Origin of the sequence: Pseudomonas sp. UBA6315 (assembly GCF_002438125.1) — a bacterium.
Taxonomy (GTDB): domain Bacteria; phylum Pseudomonadota; class Gammaproteobacteria; order Pseudomonadales; family Pseudomonadaceae; genus Aquipseudomonas; species Aquipseudomonas faucium.
The window spans coordinates 19,846-32,264 of sequence record NZ_DJTF01000076.1; the positions used below are offsets into that span (position 1 = coordinate 19,846).

General features: G+C 61.8%; 19 protein-coding genes. 17 read left to right on the forward strand and 2 right to left on the reverse strand.

Annotation, left to right across the window (positions count from 1 at the left end):
* Positions 1 to 15 precede the first annotated feature (15 nt).
* The 8 genes from B3E94_RS09530 (at position 16) to B3E94_RS09565 (ending at position 4,537) form a co-directional block, all read left to right on the forward strand.
* Positions 16 to 744, forward strand: coding sequence for a Rha family transcriptional regulator (locus B3E94_RS09530; protein WP_286913251.1), 729 nt, complete (start codon positions 16 to 18; stop codon positions 742 to 744).
* On the forward strand, positions 744 to 1,523 hold the full coding sequence (locus tag B3E94_RS09535; RefSeq protein WP_286913252.1) for a Pyocin large subunit-like protein: 780 nt from the start codon (positions 744 to 746) through the stop codon (positions 1,521 to 1,523). The genes B3E94_RS09530 and B3E94_RS09535 overlap by 1 nt, the downstream gene beginning before the upstream one ends.
* On the forward strand, positions 1,520 to 2,281 hold the full coding sequence (locus B3E94_RS09540) for a replication protein P (protein WP_286913253.1): 762 nt from the start codon (positions 1,520 to 1,522) through the stop codon (positions 2,279 to 2,281). The genes B3E94_RS09535 and B3E94_RS09540 overlap by 4 nt, the downstream gene beginning before the upstream one ends.
* A gap of 169 nt (positions 2,282 to 2,450) precedes the next feature.
* Positions 2,451 to 2,669: a hypothetical protein gene (locus B3E94_RS09545; protein ID WP_286913254.1), complete on the forward strand. Its 219-nt coding sequence runs from the start codon at positions 2,451 to 2,453 to the stop codon at positions 2,667 to 2,669.
* Complete coding sequence (locus B3E94_RS09550; RefSeq protein ID WP_286913255.1) at positions 2,666 to 3,136, forward strand: hypothetical protein; 471 nt, start codon at positions 2,666 to 2,668, stop codon at positions 3,134 to 3,136. The genes B3E94_RS09545 and B3E94_RS09550 overlap by 4 nt, the downstream gene beginning before the upstream one ends.
* Entirely contained in the window at positions 3,133 to 3,732 is a 600-nt protein-coding gene (locus tag B3E94_RS09555; protein WP_286913256.1) for a recombination protein NinG, read from the forward strand. Before B3E94_RS09550 ends, B3E94_RS09555 begins: the two co-directional genes overlap by 4 nt.
* Positions 3,729 to 3,851, forward strand: a complete 123-nt coding sequence (locus B3E94_RS09560; RefSeq protein ID WP_286913258.1) for a hypothetical protein — start codon at positions 3,729 to 3,731, stop codon at positions 3,849 to 3,851. Before B3E94_RS09555 ends, B3E94_RS09560 begins: the two co-directional genes overlap by 4 nt.
* Positions 3,848 to 4,537: a hypothetical protein gene (locus tag B3E94_RS09565; RefSeq protein WP_286913259.1), complete on the forward strand. Its 690-nt coding sequence runs from the start codon at positions 3,848 to 3,850 to the stop codon at positions 4,535 to 4,537. The genes B3E94_RS09560 and B3E94_RS09565 overlap by 4 nt, the downstream gene beginning before the upstream one ends.
* A 142-nt stretch (positions 4,538 to 4,679) precedes the next feature.
* Here B3E94_RS09565 and B3E94_RS09570 read toward each other — a convergent pair whose 3' ends face one another.
* Positions 4,680 to 5,054 (reverse strand): hypothetical protein, encoded by a 375-nt coding sequence (locus tag B3E94_RS09570; protein ID WP_286913260.1) that lies wholly within the window; start codon positions 5,052 to 5,054, stop codon positions 4,680 to 4,682.
* Positions 5,055 to 5,183: 129 nt separating this feature from the next.
* Here B3E94_RS09570 and B3E94_RS09575 point away from each other — a divergent pair, with 129 nt between their 5' ends.
* From B3E94_RS09575 to B3E94_RS09590, 4 genes are all read left to right on the forward strand, one after another.
* Positions 5,184 to 5,555, forward strand: a complete 372-nt coding sequence (locus tag B3E94_RS09575) for a hypothetical protein (protein WP_027919792.1) — start codon at positions 5,184 to 5,186, stop codon at positions 5,553 to 5,555.
* Positions 5,555 to 5,872: a hypothetical protein gene (locus B3E94_RS09580; protein ID WP_286913261.1), complete on the forward strand. Its 318-nt coding sequence runs from the start codon at positions 5,555 to 5,557 to the stop codon at positions 5,870 to 5,872. The genes B3E94_RS09575 and B3E94_RS09580 overlap by 1 nt, the downstream gene beginning before the upstream one ends.
* Before the next feature lie 61 nt (positions 5,873 to 5,933).
* Positions 5,934 to 6,416 carry a hypothetical protein gene (locus tag B3E94_RS09585; protein ID WP_286913263.1) on the forward strand — a complete coding sequence of 161 codons (483 nt, stop codon included), beginning with the start codon at positions 5,934 to 5,936 and terminating at the stop codon, positions 6,414 to 6,416.
* 73 nt (positions 6,417 to 6,489) lie between these two features.
* Positions 6,490 to 6,672, forward strand: a complete 183-nt coding sequence (locus B3E94_RS09590) for a hypothetical protein (RefSeq protein ID WP_286913350.1) — start codon at positions 6,490 to 6,492, stop codon at positions 6,670 to 6,672.
* 38 nt (positions 6,673 to 6,710) lie between these two features.
* On the opposite strand, the gene B3E94_RS09595 is transcribed toward B3E94_RS09590, so the two are convergent.
* The gene (locus B3E94_RS09595; protein ID WP_286913264.1) at positions 6,711 to 6,896 is read right to left on the reverse strand and encodes a hypothetical protein; all 186 of its coding nucleotides are present in this window, start codon (positions 6,894 to 6,896) and stop codon (positions 6,711 to 6,713) included.
* A gap of 68 nt (positions 6,897 to 6,964) precedes the next feature.
* On the opposite strand from B3E94_RS09595, the gene B3E94_RS09600 reads away from it, so the two are divergent.
* The 5 genes from B3E94_RS09600 to B3E94_RS09620 all read left to right on the forward strand — a co-directional run bounded on the left by B3E94_RS09600 (position 6,965) and on the right by B3E94_RS09620 (position 12,416).
* The gene (locus tag B3E94_RS09600) at positions 6,965 to 7,564 is read left to right on the forward strand and encodes a hypothetical protein (protein WP_167055728.1); all 600 of its coding nucleotides are present in this window, start codon (positions 6,965 to 6,967) and stop codon (positions 7,562 to 7,564) included.
* A 2-nt stretch (positions 7,565 to 7,566) separates the two neighbouring features.
* Complete coding sequence (locus tag B3E94_RS09605; protein ID WP_286913265.1) at positions 7,567 to 9,057, forward strand: terminase; 1,491 nt, start codon at positions 7,567 to 7,569, stop codon at positions 9,055 to 9,057.
* Positions 9,057 to 10,508 carry a DUF4055 domain-containing protein gene (locus B3E94_RS09610; RefSeq protein WP_286913266.1) on the forward strand — a complete coding sequence of 484 codons (1,452 nt, stop codon included), beginning with the start codon at positions 9,057 to 9,059 and terminating at the stop codon, positions 10,506 to 10,508. Before B3E94_RS09605 ends, B3E94_RS09610 begins: the two co-directional genes overlap by 1 nt.
* Positions 10,435 to 11,529 (forward strand): minor capsid protein, encoded by a 1,095-nt coding sequence (locus B3E94_RS09615; RefSeq protein ID WP_286913268.1) that lies wholly within the window; start codon positions 10,435 to 10,437, stop codon positions 11,527 to 11,529. The genes B3E94_RS09610 and B3E94_RS09615 overlap by 74 nt, the downstream gene beginning before the upstream one ends.
* Before the next feature lie 113 nt (positions 11,530 to 11,642).
* The gene (locus tag B3E94_RS09620; RefSeq protein ID WP_286913344.1) at positions 11,643 to 12,416 is read left to right on the forward strand and encodes a hypothetical protein; all 774 of its coding nucleotides are present in this window, start codon (positions 11,643 to 11,645) and stop codon (positions 12,414 to 12,416) included.
* Positions 12,417 to 12,419: the final 3 nt, after the last annotated feature.

A 12,419-nucleotide genomic window follows, 5' to 3' on the forward strand; every position in this document is an offset into this window, starting at 1 on the left:
TCTGTGGCGCGCACGATGTCATCCCGCGAGATCGCCAACCTTACCGGCAAGCGGCACGACAACGTAAAACGAGATGTCGTTGCCATGCTCAAGGACCTGAAGGTCGATCCCCTCAGTTTTGAGGACATCTACCTGGATGGTCGGAACCGCGAGCAGGTGCAGTACCAGCTCGATCGCGAGCACACCGACTGCCTGCTAACCGGCTACAGCCCGGCGCTGCGCATGAGGGTGATCCGGCGCTGGCGGGAGCTGGAAGAACAGTCCGAGGCTCGCCAGGCGGTGATGGCCAACGGCACCAAGGTCATCGGCGAAATCGCCATTATGGAATGCTTCACGCGCCTGCTGAAGCCTGCTGCGTCGTGCCAGATGCAGATGCTGACAAAGATCGCCATGAATAACTGCCTCGACCCGAAATTCCTGCCCGGCTATGCCGTGGATGCGCCCCCTGACGCAGCAGGAGGGAGTTCGCTGCCTACCAAAGCGCTGACCTCGCTGCTGAAGGACAACGGCATCCGCATGTCCCCAGCATCGTTCAACAAGGCCCTGCAACAGGCAGGCCTAATCAAGGTCATGCAGCGCAAGAACTCCAAGCAGGAAATGGTGACCTTCTGGGCAATCACCGACAAAGGGCTGCGCTTCGGCAAGAACCTGACCAGCCCTCAATCCCCGCGCGAGACGCAGCCTCACTGGTACGTGGATCGCTTCCCTGAGCTCGCCGGCCTGGTCGGCGTAGGACGTTCGTAATGGCCGGAGACTGGATCAAAATGCGCGTGGATCTTCAGACCCATCCGAAAGTTTTCCGCATGGTGTCCGCATTGCGTGCGGACAGGTTGCGGGTGATTGGCGGACTGCATGTCGCCTGGAGCATCTTTGACACCCATTCTGCTGACGGTGTGCTGCACGGCTACACCACGGACGCGATGGATGCGGTGATCGGTTGGCCGGGCTTCACCCAGGCCATGGTTGATGTCGAATGGGCGGATATCGATGAGGCTGGAAGCCTTGTCATGCCTCGCTTTGATGAGCACAACGGGGCCAGCGCCAAGCGCCGTGCAAATGATAGCGAGCGCAAGCGCGAGTCGCGCAAAGCGAATGCTGTCCGCAATTCGTCCGCAGGTGATGCGGACAAAACGCGGACCAGAGAAGAGAAGAGAAGAGAAGATAAAGAACAAGATCAAAAGACTTCGTCATCTGGCGATGACGCCGACCTGTTCACTCGATTCTGGAAGCTCTACCCGCGCAAGGTGGGCAAGGCAAACGCCGAGAAGGCCTGGGAAAAACTCAAGGTCGACGCCGACCTGTTCGACCGCATGGCCACCGCACTGGCCGCCTGGGCTGTGTCTGCTGACTGGACCAAGGATGGCGGCCAGTTCATCCCGCATCCGGCCACTTGGATGAACGGCAAGCGCTGGGACGACGAGCTGCCGGCGCCCGGCAATGTCCACCCGTTCCCACCCCGGCGACAGGGCAATGGTCCAGATTTCAACGACACCACATGGGCTGATGACCTGGGGGCGCTATGAGCACGCCGATCGCTCCCAAGAGCGTAACGCAGATCATGGCCACGGCCCGCAACCTGCCTGCTGACGCGCAAGCTCCGGCCAAGCAGCTGGACCCAGGCACCACCGAAGTGGTCAACGCCCTGTTCAAGGAACTGCAGGCCATCTTCCCGGCGTGGAAGCAGGCCTGGCCGGATGACGAGGCGCTGAAGGCTGCCAAGCGCAGCTGGATCAAGTCCTTCGTCGCCGCTGGCATCAACACGCTCGAGCAGATTCGCTTCGGCATCCAGAAGTGCCGGGTGCTGGGCACCGACTTCGCCCCGAGCAGCGGCAAGTTCATCAAGCTGTGCCATCCGACGCCGGAAGAGATGGGCATACCGCCGCTTGCGCGGGCCCTGGCAGAGGCGCTGGAGAACTTCCACCCCAGCAGGGCAGGTTCCCGCAGCTGGTCGCACGCAGCGGTGCGCCACGCGGCCCTGCAGTGCGAGCCGCAGAACTTGGGTTCGATGGAGGTGGAGCGGGCCGAGAAGGTATTCGCCCGGGCCTATGACATCACCATCCGCATGCTGGTGGCCGGCGAGCCATTGGGCGACATCGCCACCGGCATCGGCCACGACAGCCAGAAAAGCCAAGCACAGCTGGCAGACGAGTACGCCAGCCAACGGCAGGCCCGGCTGCTGGACCTCCAGCAGATCCCATCGAGCGCCGCCGCGTGCCGTGCACACCTGCTGACCAAGTTGAACATCAAGCGCGCCGAGCAGCCGGCCGGGGAAGGGGTATGAAGAATGAAGTCTTGATCAGGAAAACTGATCGGCCTCTCACCCGCGATGACACTTTTCCGCAAGGTTTCAACGGGCTCGAGGCCGGTGCACAAGATTTTATAAATCCAAAAAGAGTTGATCAAGGGGACTGCATGGCTGAGTTAACCGTTCGCTTGGAAGGAGGCCGTCCATGACCATCGACAAGCAAAAGCTCCAGCCCCTGCTGTGGTCGGTAGTCGCCTCCTGGCGCGCTGGCAGTGATGCCCTCGAGCGCCACACGGAAGCCTTGGACGAGTTCTTGGGCGAGACGACAGTGGAGGAGGTAGCCCTGGGCATGCTCGACGAGATCAGCCAGCTGACCGCACGAGTGCGTGCCGCGGAGAAGCAACTGCAGGAGGTGGCGGCATGACGGAGAAAATCAGCGTCAACTGCCAGGCCAAACTGTCCGAGGCCGTAACAATGCTCACCGGCATGTTCCGCGAGAAGAGGTTCGTTGTGGTAAGCATGCGCCCGGGCAAGGACCGCACCCTGGATCAAAACGCATTGTGGTTCGCGTTCTACAAGCGCATCTCCGAGATGACCCAGATCGGTGACGCATCGGAGGCCCGCAAGTACTGCAAGCTGCACCACGGCGTGCAGATCCTGCTGAACGAAGACCAGGACTTCCAAGCGGCCTGGTACCGCGTGATGCGCCACCTCTCCTACGAGGAGAAGCTGGACATGATGGGCGACTGCACGCTGTTCGGCCCGGATGGCATGCCGGTGACCAGCCTGTTCAACCGCGCCCAGGGCATCGCCTACACCGACCGCATCGTGGCGGATTTCTCGGCACGTGGGGTGGTGTTCAGCGATCTGCTGAGCGAGGAGGCGGCATGAGCCTTACCAAGAAGATCAAACCGAAGAAGTGCAAGGCACCAGGTTGCGGCCAGCGCTTCAAGCCGGCCATGTCCACGCAGAAGGTGTGTTCCATCGCCTGTGCGCTGGCCATGTCGAAGGATTCGAAGGTGCAAAAGGTGGCGGCTAAGGCCATCACCAAGCAGGCCCGCCAGGACCTGCAGGCGCGCCGGGAGAAGCTGAAGTCGAAGGGGGACCACCTGCGGGAGGCCCAGCAAGCGTTCAACGCGTACATCCGCGAGCGGGACCGCCTGGCGGGGTATCGCTGCATCTCCAGCGGCCGAGCGCTCGATTGGAACGGCAACGCGGTCGACGCCGGCCATTACCGCAGCACCGGTGCTGCGCCACACCTGCGCTTCGACGAGAACAACTGCCACGCCCAGTCGAAGCACGACAACCGGTACCTGTCCGGCAACGTGGCGGACTACCGGATCGGACTCATCGAGCGCATTGGCCTGGAGGCTGTAGAGGCCCTCGAAAGGGACCACTCAGTCCGGCGCTACACCATCGCAGATCTGCAGGCCATCAAGGCCCTGTACAGGCAAAAACTCAAAGACCTACGGAGGGCAGCAGCATGACCTGGACCATTCAAGACACTGCCGGCGTCATTTTGCTGGCCTTGGCTATCACTTCCACCTGGTACGCAGTCTGCGGCCAGTTGACCGTGAACCGCCGTCAGAAGGAGCAAGCACGATGAGATACCAGAGCGTTTTGGCAGCAGTGGTTCGCGCCCTTGCAGCAGACACCATGAGCGGCGTCGGGGGAGGCGACTTCGAGCCCAAGGTCCAGGCTTCGAAGCTGAAGGGGGAGATCACCGGGAAGGATGCAGCGATGCTTGTGGACTGCTGGGTCCATGCCCGCTTGCACAGCAAGCTGATCCCGCGGCACTGGAACGCGCTGACGGCCAGGTTTTCCACCCACAAGGCCAAGAAGGTGGAGGCGATCGGCAAGCTGGTGCCGCTGATTGCCACGCAGGCGCCGAACCTGTTCCGGTACAAGTCGGTTACAGCCTGGGCAATTCCGCCGGTGAAGGGTGTGCAGGCGCAGTCGGGCAACGAGATCGCGAGCCGGTCTGCCCGTGAGCGTGCGGAGTGGGAGTCGCTGAACGCCGGCGTGATCAAGCACCTGGCTGGCGGCGAAATGCCAGAGGAAGCCGGTCAGGCGCGCCGTGAGCAGTACGTGAAGCGCTCCACCGACATGATCGTACTGCCGGCCGAGTTCTACGACATCAACACCTGGGATGGCCAGGGCCTGAACCGGACCACGTACTGGCGGTGGAAGAAGGGCATCGAAAAAGTGCTGGACGAGATGGTTGCCGAGGCCTTGGTCGCGTCTAGCAAGATACTTCAGGGGGAAGGCGTTTTGATGGCAGATGCCGCTTGACACCCGTGCAACGATGCAACATTATTTGTTCATCCTGTCATTCCTACGTGTTTTGAGGATTGAAGAGCAGAGCCCGGCCATCGTGTCGGGCTTTTTGTTGCCTCGAGAGGGCCTGGATAGGCCCTCCCGCTGCGCCAGATAATTAAGTGTTCACTTCCCTGAATAGTTGCTCCATCAACTCTTCCACTCCAGAAGGCTCATCTGCTTTCGGCCTAGTAGACAGCTTTGCTGTCACGTCAGACCAATCCTCAAGTCGGAAGATGTGGATACGATTTGCATACTTGCAAAAATTCGGGGCGTTTTCTTGAAGCACACCCTTGAGATCGATCAGGATCGAAATCTGATCTTGCTCACTTTCGGTGTGGTAAATCGAACCCTGCAAATGGCCGTCGAACCCTGCTTTTTTGAAAGCAGTAGGGATCTCACGCTGGTAGACACTGACGATATTGGACTTTGTCAGTCCATCGGCCTCCATCTGCTTGTTATCTAGATCGAACGCAATAGCGTATTTGGCCAAGGTGGTCTCCCTTAGGGTAGTCGCAGTTCATTCTGCTCCAGTGATCTTACCCCCCTGCCAAAGGCAATCCAATCGATAAGGGTCAATCAAGAGAGTGGCCTTACGCTGACGTACCCGAAGGAATACTGAATGGACCCGACCGACCTCGGCCCAGGCACAGCCACCTGGCTGGGCGGAACGGGCACTGTATTGCTGGGCGGCTTTCTCTGGCTGCGCAAGTGGCTGTCTAGGGATGCGACGGACCGGGCAATGGACACCGCCGACATTGGCGTCGTCCGGCGCCTGAATGAGCTGCTCGACATCGAGCGCGAGGCCCGGAAAGAAGCCGAGGCTCGCGCCGATCAGTTCGCCAAGGAGCGGAACGACCTCGTGGCCACGGTAGGGCGCTTGGAGGGCAAAATCGAAGCCCTGACCAGCCAGGTCGGCCAGCTCAATGAGCGCGTAGCTGCGCAGAGCGATGAGATCGCCCGCCTGCGCGGAAAGCTGGGAGGTGCTTCTTGATGGACAGATGCGCACTTGAATTCATAGCCCGCCGCTGGTGGCGCCGGGCGGAGGTCTGGATCATCGCTGCACTGCTGGTCACCGGCGGGGCGGTCCTGGGCTGGCAGTCGGCCTTCTGGTCGATGGCCACGACCCAGGCCAACCAGGTGGCCGAGATCAGGGCCGCCTACGATGCTGCTATGGCAGAGCGCGACAAGCGCCTGGATGAGCTGACCAGTAAGGCCGAGAGCGCCGCGACCAAAGCGTCGAAGGCTGCGACCACTGCCACCCAGGCCGCTGACAAGGCTGATGAGGCCCTCAATCGGGTGACTCCTTAGGAGTGGCGCAAGGCCATCTTTACGCCATAATCCTCGCTCCTACAACATTGGAGGTAGCGGGATGACAAAGCGTTTGACGCAGGACCAACACTCAGGATTGATGCGGAGCCAGCGGGCCCTTTTGAAAGCAACGGAATGGGCTGCGGAGGTTCAGGCCGTGTTTGCGCAATATTTTGCCGATCCGAGGACAAAAGCGAACCTAGCGGTATCGTTTGAGCCTGTCGAAGCTGGCTTAGGCGCAAGGTTCAGTACGCCTTTCGGCGAGGGCAGGGTGGTTTCTGTGCCATCGCTCTTAGACGATCGAGTGCAAATTCGCTACATATTCGAGAAGGCCTTTACCTACGAAGACGGTCGAATTGGATATGCAAATTTTGCCGAGATCAGGATTGACGCTGACGGTGTTGTGACCGCCATCGATGGCGAACGGTTAGCTGCGATGAACAGCTTGTACGATAGTAAAACATCGCAAGCAGTGGTTGAGATTGCGATGTCGGTGATTTACGCGCTTGGCAGTAACACTCAGTATTTTGTTGCCACCGAGTAATCTGAATGGTTGCTCGGCCTCATTCGCTACGTGGCTGGGCAACTTCTCGCAGCAACTCTCCCCTAGGTGATCGATGATCAGACCAATGCCGCCGGCTGACCTGCTCGAATCCCTATGGCTCACGCTGCACCCGGCCACCGGTGTGTGGGACTGGGTACAAAGCGAGATCCTCGCCGACACCGGCAGCATCCATAACCCGGAGCATGCCCATCTCATCGACGCCAACACCGGGAGCCGCGGGCATCTAACTGGCTAAAAAGCAGGCTGGCAAGGGGCCTAGATGCAGGTTTACTGCTAATTACCAGCTTCCTCATTGTTCAGGCGATCGCAGTGGCGTTGAGCCGCCTCCTCTGAGTCATACGAGATAACAAGCGTTGACGATTGCAGCCCCTGAGTATCGTGGACCTCATAAACGAGCTTGCCAGTCCACTTGCCATTTTCGATTCCTTTCTCTGGAAGAACAACGAAGCGGGGTTTCATTGGAATGCCTCCATTCAAATTTGCCAGAGTTGCTCAATTAGCCGCGTTAGACAAGGATTACTGAGGTCATGACAGCAAAGCAACCTGACTGGGAGGCGATCGAACGAGCCTTCCGGGCCGGGGCGCTTTCCATCCGCACCATCGCTGACCGCAACGGGGTGAGCGACACTGCGATCAGGAAGAAGGCCAAGGCGTTGGGCTGGGAGCGGGACCTTTCCGAGCAGGTCCGCAAAGAGGTTCGCAACAAGCTGGTTCGCGGCGAGGTTCGCGAAGACCAATGCGCGAACCCCGAGCGGGACGCCGAGATCATCGAGGAGGCGGCAGAAGAGGGCGCGACGGTTGTTCGCAGCCACCGCCGCGACATTCGCAAAGCCGCGAACCTTGCGAACCTGCTGATGGATGATCTGCTCACCACCATCAAGCGCCGCGAGGACATCGAGGACGAGATAGAGCGTGAGACCGCCGACGACGAGAGCGGTTTTCGCCGTAGCTCGATGCTCGCCGCGGTTGCCCTGCCCAGCAACGCCAAGACCCTTTTCCAGCTGTCCTCGGCCATGAAGAACCTGCAGGTGCTTGAGCGCACCGCATTCGGCCTGGACGACAAGGAGCAGTCGAAAGACGCCGACGAGCTGTCGCAGCTGATGGATGAACTATCGAAGGATGCCTGACCATGAAGTCCGAGCACATGAAACTGCTCCGGGACCGGTTCTGGCGGCTGAACAACCTGTACTTCATCACGGACAAGCAGGGCAAGAAGGTCCGCTTCCGCATGACGCAGGAGCAGGTCGATTACTTCCAGGGGATGCACACCCGCAACATCATCCTCAAGGCCCGGCAGCTGGGATTCACCACGCTGGTCTGCATCGTCCAGCTTGATGCCGCGTTGTTAGAGGCCGCCAAGTGCGCCCTGATCGCCCACACCCTGAACGACGCCAAGCGACTGTTCCGGGAGAAGGTGAAGTACGCCTACGACAACCTGCCGAAAGAGATCAAGGCAGCCAACCCGGCGAGGAACGACGCGGCCGGCGAGCTGGTGTTCAGCAAGGGCGGTTCGCTCTACGTGTCCACGTCCTTCCGGGGCGGCACGCTGCGCTACCTGCACGTTTCCGAGTTCGGGAAGATCTGCGCCAAGTTCCCGCACAAGGCGCGAGAGATCGTCACCGGCGCGTTTGAAGCCGTGGCCGCTGAGTGCTTCGTCACCATCGAGTCGACGGCAGAGGGCCGGGCCGGTTACTTCTTCGACTACAGCCAGTCTGCCGAGAAGCAGCAGCTGTCGGGCGTGCCCCTGGGCCTGCTGGACTGGAAGTTCTTCTTCTTCAGTTGGTGGCGCAACCCGCTGTACTGGCTGGACCCGACCGACGTCCTGATCCCGGACCGCCTAACCAAGTATTTCGACGACCTGAGCGCGAAGCACGGGATTGCGACCAACCCAGGCCAGCGCGCCTGGTACACCGCCAAGGAAAAGACCCTCGGCGACGACATGAAACGCGAGTACCCGTCGGTCCCTGCCGAGGCATTCCAGCAGACGATCGAGGGCGCCTACTACGCGAAGCAGTTCACCAAGCTCTACGCCGCACAGCGCATCGGCAAGCTGCCAGATAACAGCCACCTGCCGGTGCACACGTTCTGGGACATCGGTGTGGGCGACTCCACGGCCATCTGGTTCGTCCGGATCGTCGGCGAAGAATTCCACGTCATCGACTTCTACCAGAACAGCGGCGAGGGTCTGCGGCACTACATGAAGGTGCTCAAGGATCGCGGATACACCTACGGCGAGCACTGGGGCCCCCACGACATCGACAACCGCGAGTTTGGTAGCGACGGCAAGACCCGGCGCGAACTCGCCCGCGAGGGCTACGAGATCGACGGCGAGAAGTATCGGATGACCTTCCAGGTTGTCCCGAAGCTCGGCATTGACGAAGGCATCGAGCAAGCGCGGGAGATCCTCCCGAACTGCGCCTTCGACGAGGCCAAGTGCAGCGAGGGCATCACCGCCCTGGAGAGCTATCGCAAGGAGTGGGACGACAAGCGCGGGTGCTGGAAGGACAAGCCGCTTCATGACTGGTCCTCGCACCCGGCTGACGGGTTCCGCTATTTCGCCGTTGCCATGGCGCGACGCAAACGCACAGGCGGTGTCCGCCGCATCGGAGGTTTGGCGTAATGCCTGTTCAATCCACCAACCCAGACTACGACGCTCACATCGAAGAGTGGCGGATGATGGACGACGCTCTGGAGGGCGAGGGCGCCATCAAGCGCAGCCCGCGCAACCTGCCCAAGCCCAGCGGCATGACCGAGGCCGAGAAACTGGACGGCGCCGGCAATGCCTACCTGTACCAGAACTACACCGCCCGTGCCCAGTATGAGCACTGGGTGCGGGACTCACTGCGCTCGATGATGGGCCTGGTCTCTCGGTTGATACCCGAGGTGAAGCTGCCTGCGGGCCTGAAAGGGCTGGAGGAAAACGCCACGGCTGATGGCTTCGGTCTGACCCAGCTGTTCCTGCGGATCGTGCGCCAGGCCGTTTCTCATGGCCGGGTGCCGCTGGTGGTCAACATCGATGAAGCTGGCCAGCCGTACTTTGCCACCTACACGGTGCGCAACGCCATCAACTGGGACACCGCCGACCAAGGTGGTCGCCAGGACCTAGTGCTGTCGGTGTTCCGCGAGTTCAGGCGCAAGGAGCAGGACCGCTACAGCCACGAGTGCGAGACGGTGTACCGCGAGTTCTACATGGACGGTGCGGTTTGCCGCACAGGCGTGCGCAACGAGGCTGGCGAGCTGATCGAGGACGACCGCCCGCTGGGTACCGTCGATGGCAGCAACAACCTGGTGCGCGGCCTGGACTACATCCCGGTCATCTACTGCGGCTCCACCGACAACTCGCCGGACGTGGATGAGATCCCGCTGCTGACCATGGCGCGGGCCGCGCTGAAGTCCTACCAGCTCAGCGCCGACTACTTCACAGCGCTGCACCAGACCAGCCACCCGCAGCCATGGGTGTCTGGCCTGGATGAAAGCGTCGAGCTGAGTGTCACCGGCCCATCAGCGGCTTGGGACCTTGGGCCCAGCGGATCGTGCGGCTACCTCGAGTTCCAGGGCGCCGGCATCCAGGCCGTCCGCACGGCGATGGAAGACCAGAAGAACGCAGCCCTTGAGGCTGGCGCCAAGGTCATGGACGTGTCCGGCACGGAGTCGGGCGAGGCCCGCAAGACGCGCCAAAACGACCAGCACGCCACGCTGCACAGCATCGTCATCACCGCAGCAGCCGCCATCGAGCAGGCACTGCGCTACGCGGCTGAGTGGACTGGCTACAACCCGGACGAGGTCGTCTTCACGGTCAAGCCCGAGTTCGTGATCCCAGAGGTCAACGCCCAGGTCCTGGCCGAGCTGCAGAAGAGTGTCATGGCCGGCACCATCAGCGCTGAGACCTACTGGCAGTACCTCACCACGGGGAAGCTTCCCGAGCGCCCCTACGACGAAGAAGCCGAGCTGATCGGCGACGAGCACGGCGCGGGCGGCGTCAACCTGGACAAAGACGATGGCGACGAAACCGGAGCAAACGGCGGACGAGAAACTGCTGGAGCAGGTCAGCCGCCACTCGGTACTGCTTGAGCGGCTCAAGGCTGGCGAGGTCAAGAAGTTCGAGACCTACCTGCGCCGCGCCGATACCCATGTTCGCGACCAGCTCACCCGCAAGGAACTGACCACCTACGGCCGGAGCCGGTTGGAGGAGTTTCTTGGGCGGGTGGGCGGCAAGCTGCTGGAGATCTACAAGGCCTTCAGCGATCGGATGCAGTTCGACTTGGTGGACATCGCGCAGTACGAGGCAGCGTTCGAGGGACGCAGCCTGGCCAAGGCACTGCTGATCGACGCGGTACTGCCGGCGGATTCGCTGCTCAGGGCGGCGATCAGCACGCAGCCCCTGCAGGTGGCCGGGGTGGACGGCGGCAAGCTGCTCAAGCCCTTCCTGAACGGATGGACCCGCACGGAAGCGGACAGGGTAACCAATGCCATCCGAATGGGGGTAGTGCAGGGGCAGACCAACGCCGAGATCACCCAGGCCGTGCGCGGTACAGCGGCGCAGAACTTCACGGACGGCGTACTGGCGGTCACGAACCGGAGCGCCCGGGCAGTCGTCCAGACCGCAGTCCAGCATGTGGCCACTACCGCGCGCATGGAAACGCTCAAGGCGAATGCCGAGGTGGTACCTGGCTATCGGATCGTCGCCACCCTGGACCGGAAGACCAGCGTGCAGTGTCGGAGCCTCGATGGTCGCGAGTTCGAGATGGGCAAGGGGCCGGTGCCTCCGCTCCACATCCATTGCCGGACCACCATCACGCCGATCACCAGGTTGTCGGCGCTGTTCGGGCAAGGCGCTACGCGGGCAGCCGTCGGTGCAGGTGGTGGCGGGCAGGTCTCGGCAAGCCTCAGCTACTACCAGTGGCTCAAAACGCAGCCTGCGGCGTTCCAGGACGCTGCGCTGGGGCCGGTGCGGGGCAAGCTGTTCCGAGATGGCGGCCTGACTGCCGAGCGCTTCGCCGCGCTGCAACTGGACAAGAACTTCAAGCCGCTGACGCTGGACCAGCTCAAGGAGTTGGAGCCGTTGGCGTTCGAGCGGGCCGACATCAACTAGCCCGCACCACAAAACGAATGGCCACGGTTTCGTGGCGCGCACCACAAGCCTCGCAGTTGCGGGGCTTTTTCATGCCCGCCAGGCGGGCCAATCAATCCCCAGGGGATAGCCACATGCCTTTTGACTTCGACCCGGCCGCCCACGGCCTCACCCTCGACGATGCCCAAACCGCCGCGCTGAAGGCAGCGCTCGGCGGCGAGGTTCAGAAATTCCTGGACGGCGAGGTCTCGGGCCTTAAGTCCAAAAACACCGAGCTGATCGGCTCCAACAAGACCTTCAAGGCCGAGCTGGACAAGCTGAAGGGCCAGTTCGACGGCTTGGACATCGAGGCGGTAAAGGGCCTGCTGGACAAGGCCGGCCAGGACGAAGAGACCAAGCTGATCGCCGAGGGCAAGCTGGACGAGGTCATCAGCCGTCGCACCGAGCGCCTGCGCACCGACCTGGACAAGCAGGTCAAGGCCGCCAACGAGCGTGCCGACAAGGCAGAGGCCTTCGCTGCCAAGTACAGCGACAAGGTGCTGGCTGACTCCATCCGCGCTGCTGCCATCAAGGCCGGCGCGCTGCCCGAGGCTGCCGAGGACATCATCCTTCGCGCCCGCGGCACCTTCAAATTGAGCGAGGACGGCGAACCCGTTGCCACCGACCGTGCCGGCGAAGTTGTGTACGGGAAGGACGGCAAGACCCCGCTGTCTCCCCTCGAATGGGCGGAGTCGCTGCGCGAAACCGCTACCCATCTGTGGCCAAGGGCTCAGGGTGCCGGGCAGACCGGCGACAACGGTGGCAAGGCCACGAAGAAATGGGGCGAGTACACCGAGGCCGAGCGCGCTGCGATCGCCCGTGACAACCCCGACGCGTACAAAAAACTCCAAGCCACCCGAGGAACCTAACCC

Excerpts from the sequence above, each read along its gene's own strand:
- B3E94_RS09605 (WP_286913265.1), top strand. The coding sequence starts at position 7,567 with ATGAAGTCCGAGCACATGAAACTGCTCCGGGACCGGTTCTGGCGGCTG.
- B3E94_RS09535 (WP_286913252.1), top strand. The coding sequence starts at position 744 with ATGGCCGGAGACTGGATCAAAATGCGCGTGGATCTTCAGACCCATCCG.
- B3E94_RS09615 (WP_286913268.1), top strand. The coding sequence starts at position 10,435 with ATGGCGACGAAACCGGAGCAAACGGCGGACGAGAAACTGCTGGAGCAG.
- B3E94_RS09595 (WP_286913264.1), bottom strand. The coding sequence starts at position 6,896 with ATGAAACCCCGCTTCGTTGTTCTTCCAGAGAAAGGAATCGAAAATGGC.
- B3E94_RS09550 (WP_286913255.1), top strand. The coding sequence starts at position 2,666 with ATGACGGAGAAAATCAGCGTCAACTGCCAGGCCAAACTGTCCGAGGCC.
- B3E94_RS09620 (WP_286913344.1), top strand. The coding sequence starts at position 11,643 with ATGCCTTTTGACTTCGACCCGGCCGCCCACGGCCTCACCCTCGACGAT.
- B3E94_RS09530 (WP_286913251.1), top strand. The coding sequence starts at position 16 with ATGTCATCCCGCGAGATCGCCAACCTTACCGGCAAGCGGCACGACAAC.
- B3E94_RS09600 (WP_167055728.1), top strand. The coding sequence starts at position 6,965 with ATGACAGCAAAGCAACCTGACTGGGAGGCGATCGAACGAGCCTTCCGG.
- B3E94_RS09560 (WP_286913258.1), top strand. The coding sequence starts at position 3,729 with ATGACCTGGACCATTCAAGACACTGCCGGCGTCATTTTGCTGGCCTTG.
- B3E94_RS09575 (WP_027919792.1), top strand. The coding sequence starts at position 5,184 with ATGGACCCGACCGACCTCGGCCCAGGCACAGCCACCTGGCTGGGCGGA.
- B3E94_RS09540 (WP_286913253.1), top strand. The coding sequence starts at position 1,520 with ATGAGCACGCCGATCGCTCCCAAGAGCGTAACGCAGATCATGGCCACG.
- B3E94_RS09565 (WP_286913259.1), top strand. The coding sequence starts at position 3,848 with ATGAGATACCAGAGCGTTTTGGCAGCAGTGGTTCGCGCCCTTGCAGCA.
- B3E94_RS09590 (WP_286913350.1), top strand. The coding sequence starts at position 6,490 with ATGATCAGACCAATGCCGCCGGCTGACCTGCTCGAATCCCTATGGCTC.
- B3E94_RS09610 (WP_286913266.1), top strand. The coding sequence starts at position 9,057 with ATGCCTGTTCAATCCACCAACCCAGACTACGACGCTCACATCGAAGAG.
- B3E94_RS09555 (WP_286913256.1), top strand. The coding sequence starts at position 3,133 with ATGAGCCTTACCAAGAAGATCAAACCGAAGAAGTGCAAGGCACCAGGT.
- B3E94_RS09580 (WP_286913261.1), top strand. The coding sequence starts at position 5,555 with ATGGACAGATGCGCACTTGAATTCATAGCCCGCCGCTGGTGGCGCCGG.
- B3E94_RS09585 (WP_286913263.1), top strand. The coding sequence starts at position 5,934 with ATGACAAAGCGTTTGACGCAGGACCAACACTCAGGATTGATGCGGAGC.
- B3E94_RS09545 (WP_286913254.1), top strand. The coding sequence starts at position 2,451 with ATGACCATCGACAAGCAAAAGCTCCAGCCCCTGCTGTGGTCGGTAGTC.